Origin of the sequence: Arthrobacter sp. PvP023 (genome assembly GCF_017832975.1) — a bacterium.
GTDB lineage: Bacteria > Actinomycetota > Actinomycetes > Actinomycetales > Micrococcaceae > Arthrobacter.
In genome coordinates this window covers 3,689,411-3,705,133 of the sequence record NZ_JAFIBI010000001.1, presented here as the reverse complement: position 1 = coordinate 3,705,133, position 15,723 = coordinate 3,689,411, and the positions used below count along the sequence as shown (strand labels likewise).

The window sequence follows — 15,723 nt, the reverse complement described above, 5'->3', positions numbered from 1 at the left end:
CCAGGCGGGGACTACCCTCCCTGGACCCGTTCGTCGCTGAGGAGCTTGTCCGTCACTGTGACGTCAGGGTGGACCAGCACGACGGACCCACCGCTATGCCAGGCACCCAGCGACTGGGCGAGGGCAGCTTCCAGCCCGTCGCCGGCCCGGACCAGTAACCTCACTCCCGCGTCGTGGGCGGCAGCGAACCCTTCCAGCAGGTCTGAGTGCGGATGCAGGGTGCCGGCCGACGACACGACGGCCCGGTTGGAACCTTCCGGATCTTCGTGCGCCATAAAGACGTCGCCGTGCGAACGCACTTCGGCGGCGAAGTCGACGACGCCGGGAGGCAGCTCCCCGGGCCAGCGCATGGCCAATGCCGGCAGCGGCACCGCGATGACGGCGTCGTACGCGCCGTGCTCCTGTCCGGCGTCCGGTGACTCGGTGGCGAGGAGGTCGGCGTCGGCGGAGTCAAGGACAACTTCCATACCGAGCTGCCAGGCGGCGAGGGCCAGGACCATGGACTTCCAGTGCACCGGAAGGTCCAGCCGCAGCCGCATCCCGGGCTCGGCGTCAAGTTCGTCCTGCAGCAGGTTGCTCGTCTTTGCGACCCAGTTGTCCAGGACGCGGCCGGACAGTTCCACCCGCTCGGCGTCCGGTCCGTACCAGGTCAGTCGCGGTGAGGTGGAGTGGCCGGACCGCAGGGCAGTCATCAGGTCGATCGCCGGGATGTTCATGCCAACATCTTGCCACGGTGCCCGCCGGGGCGGGAGGTGCCAGGCGGGGCCGCGGGGGCCGGGGACAGCCCGCAGGGCCATGTGATCTGCGCCACGTTATTTTTTGCTAACTTTGTTGGCGAAAATCACAGTTGCAGGCGGATTCCCCGGAATTCCCGGAAAATTCACAGGAAACTAGTCAGTATGCTGTCAAAATTCCCGTGATGGCGGCGAGCCGGCCAAAAATCACGGGCGTGGCGTGGCGGCGGATTCCGTCCGGAGTTGATTATTATCCCTGCTGCCGCTTGACTCCCGACTACTTACACACGTGTAATTAGTTATCGAACGCCAAGCGCAAAATGCAGGCCACACAACCGAGTGTCCAAGTATTCAGCCACGGGCAGCAATTCAGGAGGGACGCCACAAATGGGGCAAGTTGAGCGTATCCAGGAAGATGCAGTCGTCGCCGGACAGGCGTCGGCAAAGTACCGCTCACGCGGCGTACCAAGCGATTGGTATGTAGATCCGGCCGACCCGGATGCCGCCGAGCGGTACAACCAAAGCACCAGCGATTTGCTGCAGGACCAGGCCACGGCCTTCCTTGCGGCGCACGAAGCCCTTCTGGCGGGCAACCCGGACCAGGACGATGATCTCCACGATCCTCCAATGGAATTGCGGACCCTCCATTCGGAAACCACCGCGCAGCCGGTCTGGATCGGGCTTCCTTTCGAGCAGAACTTCGACGACGAAGGCGAACTCGGATGGCAGACGGACGCTTTGTGCGCCCAGACGGATCCGGAGGCATTCTTCCCTGAAAAGGGGGGCTCCACCCGTGACGCCAAGAAAGTCTGCGGCGCCTGCAACGTACGCTCTCAGTGCCTGGAATACGCGCTGTCGAACGACGAACGCTTTGGCATTTGGGGAGGCCTCTCCGAGCGCGAGCGCCGTCGGCTGAGGAAGCGAGCAGTCTAATTCTTCAAGTAGTACATGTCACCGCCGTTGTGGTCGCCCACAACGGCGGTGACTATCTTCCCAGGACCTTGGCGGCATTGTCACAGCAAACCCGTCCGGTGGATGCGTCTATTGGCGTTGACACCGGCTCGCGGGACAATTCCCTGGCCTTGCTTGACCAGGCGTTCGGCGAGGCCAATGTCACCACCTTCCAGCAGGGACGGACCGGGATGGGGGAGGCGGTCAAGGCCGCCCTGGCGAACCTGGCACCCCGGAACGCGGACTCCCGTAACGACGCCGAGTGGATCTGGCTGCTGCACGACGACGCCGCTCCCGCGCCGGAGGCGCTTGCCGAACTGCTCCATGCCGTGGAGCGTGCGCCGTCGGTGACGGTGGCGGGGTGCAAACAGCTGGACTGGGACGCCAGGCGCCGGCTGATCGACGTCGGGCTTTCCACCAGCCGCTGGGCTGAACGGCTCACCCTCATTGAGGCGGACGAACTCGACCAGGGGCAGTACGACGGCCGCAGCGATACCTTCGCGGTCAACTCCGCCGGCATGCTCGTGCGGCGGGACGTCTGGGAGGAACTGGGCGGATTTGACTCCGCCCTTCCGGGCACCGGTGACGATGTGGACTTCTGCTGGCGCAACCGCCTGGCCGGGCACCGCGTAGTAGTGGTGCCCACCGCCCGGATGTTCCACGTTTCGCACCGGCCGCATGCGCTGGGAAGTGCAAGTGCCGCCCGGAAAGCCCAGGTCTACCTGCGCCTCAAGCACACAGTGTGGTGGAAGGTGCCGCTGCATGCGGCAGGGGCGCTGCTGGGGAGTTTGTTCAAGCTCGTCCTCAGCATTGCCGTTAAGGATCCCGGTCACGGATTTTCCCAACTCATGGCGACGTTCGTTGCGCTGGGGCGGCCGGGGGCCGTGATCCGCGGACGCCGCGACGCGGCCAGAACGCGACGGATCCGCCGCTCGGTGATCAAGGGACTGCAGACGCCGCGCCGCGAGGTCTGGGCCCACCGGCGTTCCCTTATTGAAGCCCTGGGCTCCGACGACCCGGGCGGGGACTCGGCCCGGACGGATCCGCTGGCCGAACAGCCCAGCGGTGATTCCACTGATGACTTTGCCGCCCTGACCACTTCGGAACGCGGCTGGGTGGGCAACGGCGCCCTTCTGGCGGTAATTCTCACAGCGGCGGCTTCGCTGTTTGGGCTCTCCGGACTATTCCGCGCCGAAGCCGTCTCCGGCGGCGCCCTGATCCCGGTCTCGTCGAAGATATCGGACATCTGGCACCACGCCACCAGCTGGTGGATCGGACTCGGTGCCGGACTGCCCGGCCACGGCGACCCGTTCGCCCTTCTGCTGTGGATCCTTGGCCTCGCCGGCGGTGGCGATGCGAACAGCGCCCTGGCGTGGCTGCTGCTCCTTGCCATGCCGCTCTCCGCTCTCGCTGCGTGGTTTGCGGCAGGAGCCCTGACCACGCGGCGCCGGTTCCGCCTCGTGGCAGCCGTCGTGTGGGGCGGGGCGCCCGTCCTGCAGGTTGCACTGAACCAGGGGCGCCTTGGCGCCCTGGTTGCGCACATCATGGTGCCGTTGCTGGTGGTGGCACTGCTGCGTGCCACCGGCACCGCCCGCGGCCGGGGACGCTTCGCGGTTCCCGAACCGGGGGACCGGCGCTTCCTGGAAAAGCCTCCGGCCAAGCCGGGCGTCAACGGCACGCCTTCCTGGACTGCTGCAGCGGCTGCCGGCCTGGCGCTGGCTGTCGTGGCAGCGTCCGCTCCGTCCTTACTGCTTCCGTCCGCCGTCGTGGTTGTCCTGGCCGGGATCCTGCTGGGCAGGCGCGGCCGCACCGTATGGTGGGCGCTGCTGCCGAGCGCCGCGCTCTTCATTCCGTTCGGCATTTCCGTTCTTGAGCGCCCCCGGGCGCTGCTCGCGGACCCCGGCGTCCCGCTCGGTTTTGACGGCGCGCCGTTGTGGCAGCAGGTTCTGGGACAGCCGCTGTATTTCGATGCCGACGGCGGTTTGGCCGGCCTTCCGGTCTTCGGCGGGTCTGCCGTGCCGTGGGCGCTGCTCCTGGCACTGCTGATCGGGTTCCCTGTCCTGGCACTTGCAACGGCGGCACTGTTCGTCCCGGGCAAGCGCACCCGCGTGGCCCGCGCTTTGTGGGTTGCCGCCCTGATCATCCTTGCGGGCGGCTGGCTCGCCAGCCACGTGGCCAGCGGTGCCGGCGCCGACACCCTCGTCACCCCCTTCACCGGACCGGTTGTGTCCGCGTCCGGCTTCCTGCTGCTGGGCGCCGCCCTGATCGGTGCCGACGGCCTGCTCTGCTTCTCTGAGAAGGCGGCCGAAGCCCCTCCCGTCCGCCGGATCGTCCTCCAGGCCCTGTCCGTCCTTGCGATGGTGCTGCTCCTCGCCGGGCCCGTGGCCGGATTGACCGCCTGGGCAGCCGGAAATCTGCTGCAGTCCGCATCCGGGGCAGCACCGGCGGCGGCGGGCACGACCCCTCCGGGCACCGCACCCCTGGGAACCCCGCGGCAGATCGCTCCCACGGCCGCGCGGACCCTGCCGGCCACGGCCATCGACCGCGGCCAGGGGCCCGAGCAGACCCGTACCCTGGTCATCGACACAGCGGATGACGGAAGCTTCGACGCCTCGATCGTGAGGGGTGCCGGGACTACCCTCGACGGACTGTCCACCATTGCGGCCGCCCGCAACATCATGGGCGAACCCGGCAAGGAAACGGTCAGGGATGACGACGCCGTCACGGCGGCACTGCGCAGCGTCGTTGCCACAGTGGTCGCGGGCCAGGGCGTGGACCCGAGGCCTGAGCTGGAACGCCTTGGCGCTGGGTTCGTTGTCCTGCGGGCCTCGGATACTGCAGCGCAGCTGACGGCGAGCCGCATGGATGCCGTGCCCGGACTGGTGGCGGTGGGGCAGACAAACGTCGGCTGGCTCTGGCGGATCAGCCCGCTCAACCAGCCTGTCATCGACGCCGCCGACGTTGCGCACCGGGTGCGCATCGTGGACGGCGCCGGCGCTGCCATCGGGCTCTTGCCATCGGACCTGGAAAGTGTTGATGCCGCTGTTCCGGAAGGGCCGGAAGGCAGGCTCGTGGTTCTCGCCGAACGTTCCGATCCGGGATGGACTGCGTGGATGGACGGCCGGCGGCTGACGTCCACAACGTCCGGCTGGTCCCAAGCGTTCACCCTCCCCGCCCAGGGCGGCCAGCTCACCATCCGGTACGACAACCCGTGGGCAGTGTGGTCCGCTGTCGTGCAGGCAACGGTGATCGGACTCACCGTCCTGCTCGCAATCCCCATGCCCGCCCGCCGGCCGAACACCGGCCTCTCCCGGGATGAAGGCTCCCTGCGTAAGGAACATCAGCATGCATAAGGACGCGAACGACGACGTGCCGCAGGTACCTGGTGACGTAAACTCCGCGGCGGGTGCACAGGATGCGGCGGATGCGGCGGACGGCTCCGGCGCAGCGGGCGGGACGGCGAACGGAACTCCCGCTGCCGGCAGCCTGAAAAGCCTCAACGGGCGCGGACTATCCGTCCGCGGAACGGTCGCCGGGATGGCCTCAGCTGTGATCATCGTGGCCGCCGCCGGCAGCCTGGTCGCGGCAGCGTCGATGGTCCCCCAAAGCGCAGGCAGCCGCGCGCTTGAAGCGCCGCTGGCTGCAGTCCCAGCGGGCAGCAACGTGGGGATCTGCCCCGGCCCGGCCCGCTTGCTGGAGGGCACCGCCGTCGGCACCGACCCTCAGTTCAGCCCGGAATCGGCCACGGCCAAGAGCCTGGTCAATGCTGCCGTGCTGAGCACCAACTCCGGTGCCCTGCCCGGCAGCAGGCTTGCGGAGCTCAACGGAAATCCCCTGACCGAAATTGCCAAGAATCCCGGCAGTCCCACCACGTCGGCTGCCCCTCCCGCGCTGCTCGCAGGCGTCGTTTCGCAGCGCCCGGTGGATTCCGTCAGCGTCCTGAGCGCGGACGCAGTGGGTAACCAACAGGCCACCGCGGGCGCGGTCATGAGCTACACCGCCACGGACGGTGACCTCCAGGGCTCGGCGGCTGCAGGCTGCCAGCAGCCGGCAAACGACCTGTGGCTGGTGGGGGCGAACACGTCGCTGGGACGGACAGCGGTCCTCAACCTCAGCAATGCTTCCAGCACCCCGGCCACCGTCAGCCTGGAGCTGTACGGTGCGCAGGGCCAGATCCAGGCTCCCGGCAGCAGGGGACTCCTGGTTGCGCCGGGAACCACCCGGTCCATCGTGCTGGCCGGGCTTGCTCCGGATCAGGAAAAGCTCAGCATCCATGCGCGCAGTGCGGGCGGTCCGGTCACCGCAGTCATCCAGCAGAGTGTCCTACGGGGGCTCACCCCCGGCGGTGTGGACTTCATCGTGCCCGGCGCGGCACCCGCAACCCGTCAGGTGATGTCCGGCCTGGACATCCAGGATCCCGCATCAGCGAAGGCTCTCACCGCCAAACAGGGGTTTGCGGATGCCTCAGCGGCCCTCCAGATCGCTGTTCCCGGCCCGGCCGATGCCGTGGTGGAAATCAAGCTGTATGGACGTGACGGCCAAAAGGCACTGCCAGGCGGCGGAGTCGTGACAGCCAAAGGCGGGTCCGTAACCGAGGTTTCGCTGGCCGGAGTACCGGCCGGCCAGTACACGGTCGCAGCCAGTTCCGATGTGTCCTTCGCCGCTGCTGCGCGGCTTGCCCGCGGCCTCAAATCGGACAGTGCCACGGACTTCGCGTGGTCGGCAGCGTCAGCCAGGCTCGGCAGCCAGCACGTGGTCACCGTACCGCGCGGTGGGGAACGGTATCTGGTCTTCGGTGCACCCGAGGACCGGGCCAAGATCACCTACACGCCCATTACGGCCGACGGCAAGGTCCGCGCGGCCGCCACCGCGGACATTGCGGGCGGAACGACGACGGTTATCAAGGTGCCGGGGGAAGTGGACGATGCTGAGGTGCTCGGGTACGTAGTGTCAGCCTCCGGCGACGCCGCCTACGGCACGGTGCTGCTGGAACAGAACGGTCGCGCGGACATCGCCACGGTGGCGGTTGCCCCGGGGGCCGCCGGACAGGAGCAGGTCGCCGTGAAACTGGGCTACTAGCACCGGCTAGTAGCGGCGCCGGTACACGGGGTCCAGTGTCTCGGGTGCAACCCCGAGCATTTCGGCGGTCCGCTCCACCACGACGTCATGCACCAGGTCCTGGAGTTCTTCGCGGCTGGAGCAGGCGTTCTCGATGACACGGCGGTAGAGGGTGATCACGGGACCTTCGCCGGCGGTGGCGGGCTCGTACAGGCCCATGGGCGCAGGGGACCGGTCCGCGACCAGTTGCTCCAGGCCCTGCGGGATCTCGTCGACAGCAAACCTGACACCGTCCAAGGGCTTTCCCCAGATGTCATGGAGGCGCTGGGCGGAGTCCATGACCATCTCGTCGAAGCGGTCGGAACGGGTGCGGTAACCGGGCAGCGTGGGCAGCATCAATTCACCGCGCAGGCCGCGGCCATGGCGGTTCCTGCGGCGCTGCCTGAAGCTCTTCCCGCGGACCGCCACTGACGGCGCGGCGTTGTCCGCCGGCTGGCCGGCTCCCGGGTCAGCCAACCGGACCGTAAAACCCGGAACGTGGTGCGATTGCTGCATATATTGACTCTAAACCCGCCGCCTGAAATACGCGACATAACGGGCAACGCCACACGGGGCATCCGTGCGTTCCCCGACACCGCCGAACACAGCGGGCCGGAATGCACGGCGCCGCGGCGAACGGGGAGTAGTCTGTGATGTCGTGGGTGCTATTCGTCAATGTTCAAGATCAGCCTGCCGCAATTCGGCGGTGGCAACTTTGACGTACGTCTACGCGGACTCCACGGCTGTCCTGGGCCCGCTGGCTACGTACGCGGAGCCCCATTGTTACGATTTGTGCGAACAGCACGCGGGGTCGCTGACGGTGCCGCGGGGCTGGGAAGTGCTGCGCCTGGCCATGCCCGCCACGCCGCCCCAGCCGGGGCCCGATGATCTTTTGGCCCTCGCCAACGCCGTCCGCGAGGCGGCGTTGCGGCCGTCGTCTGCGGATTCCGCGCCGGGCCAGCGTTCGGCGCATGCCGCGCTTGAAGCCCCGCCGCCTGCGGAAGGCGCCCGGAGGGGACACCTGCGCGTCCTCCGCGAGCCGTCCTAAGCCGCGGTCCCGCCACGAAGCTTGTACGCTGGAAGCTGCAAATCCATCGGCCACCGGCGCCTGCTGCGGCGCCCATCAGGGAGCATCCACCATGCCAAAGATCAGTCCTGACCTGTTGTCTGTCCTGCGTTGCCCCGTTACCGGCTCGACGCTGGTTCAGGAGGGCGAGGAACTCGTCTCCACCGCCGCCGGGCAGTCCGGGGAAAAGCTGCGCTACGCCATTGAGGACGGCATCCCGCTGCTGTTACCACCGGAGCTGGTCTCTGCAGCGAACGCTGCGCCTTCGGACCAGCACGACGGCGGCCCGGGCGCAGTGGCCGGCACCGCAGCGTCGGGCGCCTTCAGTGCCGAATAACTGCCCGGCCGGCCCATCGCCCGTCCACTTGGCGCCGAACTTCCCATAGATCGCCGAGCGGGCCTCCACTTCCGCCGTTCCAGAATTTTCCGGATATAACACAAGGACTCACATGACTTTCGATTACAAGGTTGCTGATATCTCCCTGGCTGAGGCCGGCCGGCACCAGATCCGCCTCGCGGAGCACGAGATGCCCGGGCTGATGTCCCTGCGCGAAGAGTTCGGCGCCAGCCAGCCCCTCAAGGGTGCCCGGATTGCCGGTTCACTCCACATGACCGTCCAGACCGCCGTGCTGATCGAAACCCTCACAGCCCTGGGCGCCGAGGTCCGCTGGGCTTCCTGCAACATCTTCTCCACCCAGGACGAAGCCGCGGCCGCCGTCGTGGTGGGCCAGGGCACGGTTGAGGACCCGCAGGGCGTCCCCGTTTTCGCCTGGAAGGGCGAAACCCTCGAGGAATACTGGTGGACGGCCGAGCAGATCCTTACCTGGCCCGGGGCGGACAGCAACCCGGACCTTGGCCCGAACATGATCCTCGACGACGGCGGCGACGCAACCATGCTGGTGCACAAGGGCGCTGAGTTCGAGGCCCTCGGTTCCGTCCCGGCGGCAGCAGAGGACGAGTCCGATGAGGGGCGGGTCTTCCTTGACGTCCTGCGAGCGTCGCTGGCTGCGGATGCACAGAAGTGGACCCGCATCGGCTCCCGCCTGCTGGGCGTGACGGAGGAAACCACCACCGGCGTGCACCGTCTCTACCGTCTGGCGGAGCAGGGCAAGCTGCTCTTCCCGGCCATCAACGTCAACGATTCGGTGACCAAGAGCAAGTTCGACAACAAGTACGGCATCCGCCACTCGCTGCCGGACGGCATCAACCGCGCCACGGACGTCCTGATGGGCGGCAAGATCGCCGTCGTCTGCGGCTATGGCGACGTCGGCAAGGGCGCTGCGGAGGCCTTCCGCGGGCAGGGCTCCCGCGTGATTGTCACCGAGATCGATCCGATCTGTGCCCTGCAGGCAGCCATGGACGGCTACCAGGTGGCCAAGCTGGAGAGCGTCCTCAGCGAAGGACACATCTTCATCACCACCACCGGGAACAAGGACGTCATCATGGCCGAGCACATGGCCGGCATGCGTGACAAGGCCATCGTCGGCAACATCGGCCACTTCGACAACGAGATCGACATGGCCGGCCTGGCGCGGATTCCGGGCATCAAGAAGGTTGAAATCAAGCCGCAGGTGCACGAGTGGGTCTTCGACGCCGGTACCGCGGACGAGCGGTCCATCATCGTCCTCTCCGAAGGCCGCCTGCTGAACCTGGGCAACGCCACCGGCCACCCGTCGTTCGTGATGAGCAACTCGTTCGCGAACCAGACCATCGCGCAGATTGAACTCTTCACCAAGCGGGACCAGCCCGAGGGTGAGCGGGAATACGAAAACCAGGTTTACGTGCTCCCGAAGATCCTCGACGAGAAGGTCGCCCGGCTGCACCTGGATGCCCTGGGCGTCGAGCTGACGGAACTGTCCAAGGAACAGGCCGAGTACCTGGAACTGGACGTTGCAGGCCCGTACAAGCCGGATCACTACCGTTACTAGGACTGAGGCTGCCATCCCGGCAGAAAGCTGAACCCGATGGGCCCCGGAGCGAGATCCGGGGCCCGTCTTATTGGCCCTTGTGTTGCCGGTTTCCCCGTGAACTCCAAGGTGGGTGGCCTAGGCTGAGATCATGATGACTGCAATGGTCCCAAGGCCATGACGGCGCGGGAACACCGGACCACCACCAGGAAGGTGCTCCTGCTGGGAGCACTCTGCCTGCTGGCCGCAGGCGGGGGAGTTTTTGCCGCCGTCGCCCCGGGTTCCGGCCGCGCCGCCTTTGAATCCGAGGCCGGTTCTGCTGAACGTTCGACGCCGGGACTGGCGGCACCGGTGGTGGCGCCGGTGCAGCTTGCGGCCTCCCCGGCAGACGGTGCACAGCAGGTGAATCCGGCAGCGCCGGTGTCGCTCCGCGTCACCAACGGAAGCATTGACCGCGTGGCCCTGACGGACAGCGACGGGAAAGCGGTCGAGGGTAGCCTCAGCCCGGACGGAGCCGGCTGGTCAGCCGTCGGCCCCCTGCAGTTCAACAGCAGCTACACCTACAACTTCGTGGTGACTGACGCTGCAGGCCGCAAGACCAATGAGACACGCACGTTCACCACTGTGACGACGGCCAACGAAGCCGACGCCGCCGTCTACCCTCTGGACGGCATGAAGGTTGGCGTAGCGCAGCCGCTGCAGATCACGTTCAGCGAACCCGTGCTGAACAAGGAGGCAGTGGAGAAGGCCATCAAGATCTCCTCGACATCCGGCCAGGCGGGCGCATTCCACTGGTTCAGCGACAGCATGGTGCGGTACCGGGCCGAGAACTTCTGGGCCGCCAACAGCACGGTGACCATGGACATGCAGTTGTTCGGCGTCGATCTCGGCAACGGGCAGATCGGAAACTTCAACAAGTTGGTCACGGTCCACATCGGCGACAAGAAAGTCGCCGTCGCCGACGCCACGGCGCACACCTTTTCGGTGAGCGTTAATGACAAACCGGCGGGCTCATGGCCCGCCACCATGGGTGATACCCGGTTCCCGTCGGCCAAGGGCTTCCTTGTGTTCATGGAGAAGTACCGCGTGGAGCACATGTCTGCCTCCAGCATCGGGCTGAAGCCGGACGACCCGGCCTACTACGGCGAGCTTGACGTTAACTACGCCACGCGCCTCACGCCCAGCGGAGAGTTCATCCACCAGGCCACGGACTCCGCGATGCCCTACATCGGTGTGGCCAACCTGTCGCACGGTTGCATCGGGCTCGGCCCGGACGGCGCCAAATGGGTCTTCGACAACATGACCACCGGGGACGTCGTCCAGGTGGTCAACACCGAGGGCGAGAACGCCAACTTCGACGACGGGTTCGGCGACTGGAACATCCCCTGGCCCCAGTACGCCAATTGACCCACCCGCCGTGCGGTAAAATCGTCTGGTCAGTGCTGGGAGCTGAAGGGCGCTCCACTGAATGAGACCGAGACGGTATTGGGGCTGATCAGTGGCCTGTCGGGGGACATGGAGAAGGTCATGACTGTAGTCCACAAGCGGAAAACCATGAAAATTCTGGGCGTCGTGGCCATCTGCGCCGCGGTTGCTGCCGGCGGCATCGGCGTTGCCACTGCCCCCAGCTGGGCGGAGCCCGCGTTCCAGTCGGAGTCTTCCAGCCCGGTCCGCAACGAACCGGGGCTCGCTGCTCCTGTCGTCAAGGCAGTCGAGCTCGGCGTAACCCCGACGGACGGCGCCGCGGGAGTCAATCCCGCCGTCGCGCCGTCGGTCAAAGCCGTCAACGGCACCGTAAAGGACGTTGTCCTGGCAACTGCCGACGGCGGCGAACCCGTCAAGGGCACACTCAGCGCCGACGGGTCCACCTGGACCGCCCTGGACCCCCTTGAGTTCGACGCGGCCTACGATTACGCCTTTACAATCGTGGACCAGGCGGGCCGCGAAACGAAGAAGACGCAGACCTTCACCACGGTGGCCGCGGCCAACGAGGCCGATGCCTCCGTCTACCCGCAGAACGGTTCCACCGCGGGATCGGGCCAGCCGATTGAAATCGTCTTCTCCGAGCCGGTCCTGAACAAGGAGGCTATGGAGAAAGCCGTCACCGTCACCTCGTCCTCGGGCCAGGCAGTCGCCTGGCGGTGGTACTCGGACCAGCGCGTGCGAATCCGTCCCGAGGCGTTCTGGGCATCCGGAAGCCAGGTCACCGTTGACCTTAAGCTGTTCGGCGTGGACTTCGGGAACAAGATGGTGGGCAACGTCGACACCAAGGTCAGCTTCAAGGTTGGCCCGCAGCGCGTGGCCGTCGTGGATGATGTCACCAAGACGATGAACGTCTACTTTGACGGCCAACTGGTCAGGACCGCCCCCGTGACACTCGGCGATGCCGAGTGGCTCTCGCCCACCGGATACGCCGTGATCATGGAGCAGGAACGCCACTCCAAGTTCAACGCCGGAAGCATTGGCCTCAAGCCCGGCGACAAGGGCTACTACCCGCCGCTGACCGTGGAATACGCCAACCGGCTCACCTCGTCCGGCGTCTATGTCCACCAGGCACTCGAATCCGCGTGGAGTTATGTCGGAAAGGCAAACGTCTCGCACGGTTGCGTCGGACTGCTGCCGGCGGACGCGGCCTGGTTCTTCAACAACATGAAGACCGGCGACGTCGTCCAGACCCTCAACACGGGCGCCCCTCCCGTGGAACCGCTGGAGGGCTATGGCGACTGGAACATTCCCTGGGCGCAGTACGCCAAGCGCTGAGAACTGCGGGTTACGGCGTGTCCCGGCTGTAGGGCAGCCGGTTCAGCCGTTCCCCTACACCCGTGCTTCGTGCCCGTGCCCGGCTCAGCCGGGCCAGTTCCCGCTCGCGGCGTTCCACCAGCACTGCGGCCAGGTATTCTTCCGGTCCCGTGCCGGCCGGAGGCGGGGGAGCGACACAGGCGGAGACCTCAGTGGCGAGCGACGCCGCCATGGAAGCGCGCGACGCCGGCGACATCCTGCCTGCCTGCCGGATGAACTGCGACGAGCGGCGGGCTACGGCGTCCGGTATCCGGCCGATGTCAGCCAGCGCCGCCCAGGCCCGCAGGTGCGGCGGTACAAACGGGACGAACGGTGGTTCCGCCGGGACCCGGCGCCGCAGGGAGTATGTTCCTGCCACGATGTCGCCGAGCCGCTTGGACTTGTCATTGAACAACGCCACGGCGATGGCCAGGCCGCCGAACGTCAGGTAGATCTCCAGGAAGCCGATCAGGCCGCGGATCACAGCGTGACGGAAGCGGATGGCGCCGCCGTCGTCCCGTACGATCCGAAGCCCTGCCGCCAGCTTCCCCAGGGAGAGGCCGCGGGTGAGGGTTTCCACCGCCACCGGGAGGATCACTAAGCAGAAGACCACACTGACCAGAACCAGGGCGCGGGCCGCCGCGTCGTCCAGGTCGTCGTAGGCCGACGAAATCACTGTGATCAGCACAATGAGGAGGACCACATTGGCAGCGACGTCCAGAATCAGGCCCAGTGCCCTTGCGGCGAACGACGCCGGGCGGAGCTCCAGTACCACTGCTTCACCTGTGATGATTGAGCTCAAGCCGGGTCCCCGTCCCCTACACGCCGCCTACGGACGCTCACAGTCTAATCCGGGAGCGCTAGGGTAGTGGCGTGGACATGGATGCGTTCTCCGCGGTCAACGGGGACAAGTGGGCGCGGCTGCACGTGCTGGCGTACAAGCGGCGGCTTAGCGGAAGCGAAGCGGATGAACTGCTGCGCCTCTACCAGACCACGTCGGCGCACCTTTCCCTGATTCGCTCCGTGGCACCCGAAAGCGGGTTGTCTGCCTCCCTGTCGGCCACACTGGCCCAGGCCCGAACACGCTTCACCGGGGCCCGCTCCAACTTCATGGACGACCTGGCCCGGTTCTTCGTCATAGCGCTGCCGGCCGCGTTCTACCGGCTCCGCTGGCTCACCGTCTGGTGCGGTGTGGCGTTCTGCCTGGTCGCGGGCGCGTACGCACTCTGGATCTCAACGTCCCCCGATGCGCTCCGGGCCCTTGGCTCGGATGCGGCCATCAAGCAGTATGTCGAACAGGATTTCATCGACTACTACTCGGAGAATCCCGCCGCGTCCTTCGCCGGCGCCGTCTGGACCAACAATGCCTGGATCTCGGCACAGGCAGTGGCCCTGGGCATCACCGGCTTCTGGGTTCCCATGATCCTCTTTGGCAACGCCCAGGGGCTGGGGGTCGCCGCGGGCGTCTTTGCCGCCGTCGGCCAGTCAGATGTTTTCTTCAGCTACATCCTTCCCCACGGGCTGATGGAACTCACCGCAGTGTTCATCGCCTGCGCGGGGGGCCTGAAGATCTTCTGGGCGCTGGTTTCACCGGGGCCCCGGACCAGGGGCCAGGCGGTGGCGGCTGAGGGACGCTCCCTGATTACCGTTGCCGTGGGCCTCGTCCTGGTGCTGTTCGTCTCCGGCCTGGTGGAAGGTTTCGTAACACCCAGCAGTCTTCCGGTGTGGGCCAAGATCAGCATCGGCGCGGCCGTCCTGGCTGCCTACTGGCTCTATGTCCTGGTATGGGGCAGGCGTGCGTACCGGTCGGGTGCCACCGGCGACCTGGAAGACGGCGATGCCGGATACACGGCATTGGCTGCCTGAATACGTTCCGGAACGGGGTGGCACCTGCCGCCACGGAGTGCCTGACGGTAGGCTCATCTGGAGATAAGTAGCGTTGCCTGGCGGTTCCCGGCGACGCGGACGCCTACGGAAGTGAAACTGCAGTGACTGAGAAGACGCCCACCCCGCCGAACCGGCAGGATCCGCACCTGGATCCGGCCGATGACACCGATGAACCCGCTTTTGACTGGATGAAGCCCGCCGGTGCCGGGGCAGGCACTGCCGCTGTGGCAAAGGGAACAACCCCGGCCGAAAAGACCTCCCCTGACGCGGGCAAGGACCAGCCGGCAGCGTCCGCCGGCACCGCTGCGCCGCAGGCAGGGAGCCGCGCCGACCGCAAGGCCGCTGAGGCCGCCGTCGAGCCTGCCCCCGAACCGCAGGGGAGGGGGACGCATTTCCGGGAACCGCTGCCCACCTCCGCCCTCCAGGTGCGGCCGCCCCGGGACGAAGTGGAGCGCCGGAACGCCGAGCGTGAGCTTGCGGCCAACACCAAGCCGGTCCTGCCCCGCGTGATGCAGGTCCTGCTGGCTGTCTTCTATCCGCTGATCCTCCTGGTCCTCGCCGTCCGGGCCGTCACCAGCCCGTTGTTCCTCTGGGTGGAGTACAACCGTCCGGGCTTCCCCGGCGACGGCTACGGTTTCAGCACGGATGACCGCATGACCTACGGGTCCTACGCGGTGGATTACCTCAGCAACTGGTCCGGTCCACGGTATCTCGGCGAACTCGTCAACCGTAGCGGCGATGCGCTGTTCCAGGAGGGCGAGGTCAGCCACATGGCCGACGTCAAACTGGTGATCCTCTCGGCGTTCGCCGGCGGTGCGCTGCTGATCCTGCTGAGCATCGTCGCTATTGTCTACCTTCGCCGCCGAAGCACCGGGGGAGTGCGCCGCGGGCTTTTTGCCGGCGCCATCGTCACGCTCGTGGTCATTCTTGGGCTGGGCACGTTGGCTGCGCTCAGCTGGCAGCAGTTCTTCACCGAGTTCCACCGGATCTTCTTCGCCAACGGGACCTGGACATTTGCCCTGGATGACACCCTCATCCGGCTGTTCCCGGGCCAGTTCTGGGTTGACGCCGGAATCGTCATCGGTGCCTTGGTGCTGATCGCTTCCGTCGTCACCCTGATCCTCACCTGGCCCACCCGGAAGCGCCGCGGAATTGCCAAGGACGTCGTTGCCAAGGATGCGGACGCCGCCGAAACGCCGTCCAAGGACAGCGACGCCGGCGCCTCGGATCGTCCTGACGCCGCGCCGGGACGCGCGCGGGGAAACTCCGCCGTCCTGTAAGGGAGGACCCTGGACCGTACAGT

The 15,723-nt window shown here is 66.8% G+C and carries 13 protein-coding genes; 10 read left to right on the top strand and 3 right to left on the bottom strand.

The features are described from left to right. Window positions 1-11 precede the first annotated feature (11 nt). On the bottom strand, window positions 12-716 hold the full coding sequence (locus JOE31_RS16830) for a TIGR03089 family protein (RefSeq protein ID WP_209746558.1): 705 nt from the start codon (window positions 714-716) through the stop codon (window positions 12-14). A gap of 405 nt (window positions 717-1,121) precedes the next feature. On the opposite strand from JOE31_RS16830, the gene JOE31_RS16825 reads away from it, so the two are divergent. From JOE31_RS16825 to JOE31_RS16815, 3 genes are read left to right on the top strand one after another with little or no spacing between them, the layout of a single operon-like run. Next, a complete protein-coding gene (locus tag JOE31_RS16825; protein ID WP_209746556.1) occupies window positions 1,122-1,667 on the top strand; it encodes a WhiB family transcriptional regulator in 546 nt (181 codons plus the stop codon). A 29-nt stretch (window positions 1,668-1,696) separates the two neighbouring features. Further along, the gene (locus JOE31_RS16820; protein ID WP_209746554.1) at window positions 1,697-5,038 is read left to right on the top strand and encodes a glycosyltransferase; all 3,342 of its coding nucleotides are present in this window, start codon (window positions 1,697-1,699) and stop codon (window positions 5,036-5,038) included. Next, the gene (locus JOE31_RS16815) at window positions 5,031-6,764 is read left to right on the top strand and encodes a DUF5719 family protein (RefSeq protein WP_209746552.1); all 1,734 of its coding nucleotides are present in this window, start codon (window positions 5,031-5,033) and stop codon (window positions 6,762-6,764) included. The genes JOE31_RS16820 and JOE31_RS16815 overlap by 8 nt, the downstream gene beginning before the upstream one ends. Window positions 6,765-6,770: 6 nt before the next feature. Here JOE31_RS16815 and JOE31_RS16810 read toward each other — a convergent pair whose 3' ends face one another. After that, the gene (locus JOE31_RS16810; RefSeq protein ID WP_209746550.1) at window positions 6,771-7,298 is read right to left on the bottom strand and encodes a metallopeptidase family protein; all 528 of its coding nucleotides are present in this window, start codon (window positions 7,296-7,298) and stop codon (window positions 6,771-6,773) included. Window positions 7,299-7,440: 142 nt separating this feature from the next. On the opposite strand from JOE31_RS16810, the gene JOE31_RS16805 reads away from it, so the two are divergent. From JOE31_RS16805 to JOE31_RS16785, 5 genes are all read left to right on the top strand, one after another. Further along, window positions 7,441-7,830 (top strand): DUF3499 domain-containing protein, encoded by a 390-nt coding sequence (locus JOE31_RS16805; protein ID WP_209746548.1) that lies wholly within the window; start codon window positions 7,441-7,443, stop codon window positions 7,828-7,830. 91 nt (window positions 7,831-7,921) lie between these two features. Next, entirely contained in the window at window positions 7,922-8,185 is a 264-nt protein-coding gene (locus tag JOE31_RS16800) for a Trm112 family protein (RefSeq protein ID WP_209746546.1), read from the top strand. A gap of 112 nt (window positions 8,186-8,297) precedes the next feature. Next, window positions 8,298-9,776, top strand: a complete 1,479-nt coding sequence (gene ahcY, locus JOE31_RS16795; protein WP_209746544.1) for an adenosylhomocysteinase — start codon at window positions 8,298-8,300, stop codon at window positions 9,774-9,776. A 156-nt stretch (window positions 9,777-9,932) separates the two neighbouring features. Then, a complete protein-coding gene (locus tag JOE31_RS16790; protein ID WP_209746542.1) occupies window positions 9,933-11,162 on the top strand; it encodes an Ig-like domain-containing protein in 1,230 nt (409 codons plus the stop codon). A gap of 120 nt (window positions 11,163-11,282) precedes the next feature. Further along, complete coding sequence (locus JOE31_RS16785; protein ID WP_245199231.1) at window positions 11,283-12,515, top strand: Ig-like domain-containing protein; 1,233 nt, start codon at window positions 11,283-11,285, stop codon at window positions 12,513-12,515. A gap of 10 nt (window positions 12,516-12,525) precedes the next feature. On the opposite strand, the gene JOE31_RS16780 is transcribed toward JOE31_RS16785, so the two are convergent. Further along, complete coding sequence (locus tag JOE31_RS16780; protein ID WP_209746540.1) at window positions 12,526-13,335, bottom strand: RDD family protein; 810 nt, start codon at window positions 13,333-13,335, stop codon at window positions 12,526-12,528. A gap of 71 nt (window positions 13,336-13,406) precedes the next feature. On the opposite strand from JOE31_RS16780, the gene JOE31_RS16775 reads away from it, so the two are divergent. Further along, window positions 13,407-14,399: a stage II sporulation protein M gene (locus JOE31_RS16775; protein WP_209746538.1), complete on the top strand. Its 993-nt coding sequence runs from the start codon at window positions 13,407-13,409 to the stop codon at window positions 14,397-14,399. Window positions 14,400-14,521: 122 nt separating this feature from the next. Beyond that, complete coding sequence (locus JOE31_RS16770; RefSeq protein WP_209746536.1) at window positions 14,522-15,700, top strand: TIGR01906 family membrane protein; 1,179 nt, start codon at window positions 14,522-14,524, stop codon at window positions 15,698-15,700. Window positions 15,701-15,723 lie beyond the last annotated feature (23 nt).

What these genes read in the sequence shown, in the direction of transcription:
- ahcY (WP_209746544.1), top strand. Translation starts at nt 8,298, where the DNA reads ATGACTTTCGATTACAAGGTTGCTGATATCTCCCTGGCTGAGGCCGGC.
- JOE31_RS16800 (WP_209746546.1), top strand. Translation starts at nt 7,922, where the DNA reads ATGCCAAAGATCAGTCCTGACCTGTTGTCTGTCCTGCGTTGCCCCGTT.
- JOE31_RS16815 (WP_209746552.1), top strand. Translation starts at nt 5,031, where the DNA reads ATGCATAAGGACGCGAACGACGACGTGCCGCAGGTACCTGGTGACGTA.
- JOE31_RS16810 (WP_209746550.1), bottom strand. Translation starts at nt 7,298, where the DNA reads ATGCAGCAATCGCACCACGTTCCGGGTTTTACGGTCCGGTTGGCTGAC.
- JOE31_RS16785 (WP_245199231.1), top strand. Translation starts at nt 11,283, where the DNA reads ATGACTGTAGTCCACAAGCGGAAAACCATGAAAATTCTGGGCGTCGTG.
- JOE31_RS16790 (WP_209746542.1), top strand. Translation starts at nt 9,933, where the DNA reads ATGACGGCGCGGGAACACCGGACCACCACCAGGAAGGTGCTCCTGCTG.
- JOE31_RS16830 (WP_209746558.1), bottom strand. Translation starts at nt 716, where the DNA reads ATGAACATCCCGGCGATCGACCTGATGACTGCCCTGCGGTCCGGCCAC.
- JOE31_RS16825 (WP_209746556.1), top strand. Translation starts at nt 1,122, where the DNA reads ATGGGGCAAGTTGAGCGTATCCAGGAAGATGCAGTCGTCGCCGGACAG.